Below are 1,744 nucleotides of genomic sequence, written 5' to 3' on the forward strand. Positions count from 1 at the left end.
GCTCTTTAACAACTTAATCAGACAATCTGTGTGGGCACTCGCAGGACTGTATCTCACGCCGAAAGGCGAAAAAGATAACCAAGTCTTGAAGAGTGAACAACAGTTAATTCATTATGAATGAACAGTTTAATTCTTTGAGCATCAAGCCTTTAATTGAAGAGTTTGATCATGGCTCAGATTGAACGCTGGCGGCAGGCCTAACACATGCAAGTCGGGCGGCAGCGGGAGGAAGCGTGCTTCCTTGCCGGCGAGCGGCGGACGGGTGAGTAATGTCTGGGGATCTGCCCGATGGAGGGGGATAACCACTGGAAACGGTGGCTAATACCGCATGACCTCTGGGGAGCAAAGTGGGGGACCTTCGGGCCTCACGCCATCGGATGAACCCAGATGGGATTAGCTAGTAGGCGGGGTAACGGCCCCCCTAGGCGACGATCCCTAGCTGGTCTGAGAGGATGACCAGCCACACTGGGACTGAGACACGGCCCAGACTCCTACGGGAGGCAGCAGTGGGGAATATTGCACAATGGGCGCAAGCCTGATGCAGCCATGCCGCGTGTATGAAGAAGGCCTTCGGGTTGTAAAGTACTTTCAGCGGGGAGGAAGGCGTAAGCGTTAATACGGCTGACGATTGACGTTACCCGCAGAAGAAGCACCGGCTAACTCCGTGCCAGCAGCCGCGGTAATACGGAGGGTGCAAGCGTTAATCGGAATTACTGGGCGTAAAGCGCACGCAGGCGGTCAATTAAGTTAGATGTGAAATCCCCGGGCTTAACCCGGGAACGGCATCTAAGACTGGTTGGCTGGAGTCTCGTAGAGGGGGGTAGAATTCCACGTGTAGCGGTGAAATGCGTAGAGATGTGGAGGAATACCGGTGGCGAAGGCGGCCCCCTGGACGAAGACTGACGCTCAGGTGCGAAAGCGTGGGGAGCAAACAGGATTAGATACCCTGGTAGTCCACGCGGTAAACGATGTCGATTTGGAGGTTGTGCCCCTGAGGCGTGGCTTCCGGAGCTAACGCGTTAAATCGACCGCCTGGGGAGTACGGCCGCAAGGTTAAAACTCAAATGAATTGACGGGGGCCCGCACAAGCGGTGGAGCATGTGGTTTAATTCGATGCAACGCGAAGAACCTTACCTACTCTTGACATCCGGCGAATCCTTTAGAGATAGAGGAGTGCCTTCGGGAACGCTGAGACAGGTGCTGCATGGCTGTCGTCAGCTCGTGTTGTGAAATGTTGGGTTAAGTCCCGCAACGAGCGCAACCCTTATCCTTTGTTGCCAGCACGTGATGGTGGGAACTCAAGGGAGACTGCCGGTGATAAACCGGAGGAAGGTGGGGATGACGTCAAGTCATCATGGCCCTGACGAGTAGGGCTACACACGTGCTACAATGGCAGATACAAAGAGAAGCGACCTCGCGAGAGCAAGCGGAACTCATAAAGTCTGTCGTAGTCCGGATTGGAGTCTGCAACTCGACTCCATGAAGTCGGAATCGCTAGTAATCGTAGATCAGCATGCTACGGTGAATACGTTCCCGGGCCTTGTACACACCGCCCGTCACACCATGGGAGTGGGTTGCAAAAGAAGCCGGCCGCTTAACCTTCGGGAGGGCGCTGACCACTTTGTGATTCATGACTGGGGTGAAGTCGTAACAAGGTAACCGTAGGGGAACCTGCGGTTGGATCACCTCCTTACCAAACGAGCGCAGTATTGTGAAGTGCTCACACAGATTGTCTGATGAAATG

Annotated in this window: 1 rRNA gene; it reads left to right on the forward strand. The window is 54.4% G+C overall.

The features are described 5' to 3' along the window. The first annotated feature begins 150 nt into the window (after nt 1–150). Nucleotides 151–1,693 (forward strand): 16S ribosomal RNA (locus BM329_RS13870). The last annotated feature ends 51 nt before the right edge of the window (nt 1,694–1,744 follow it).

Source organism: Xenorhabdus koppenhoeferi (assembly GCF_900116635.1).
Taxonomy (GTDB): domain Bacteria; phylum Pseudomonadota; class Gammaproteobacteria; order Enterobacterales; family Enterobacteriaceae; genus Xenorhabdus; species Xenorhabdus koppenhoeferi.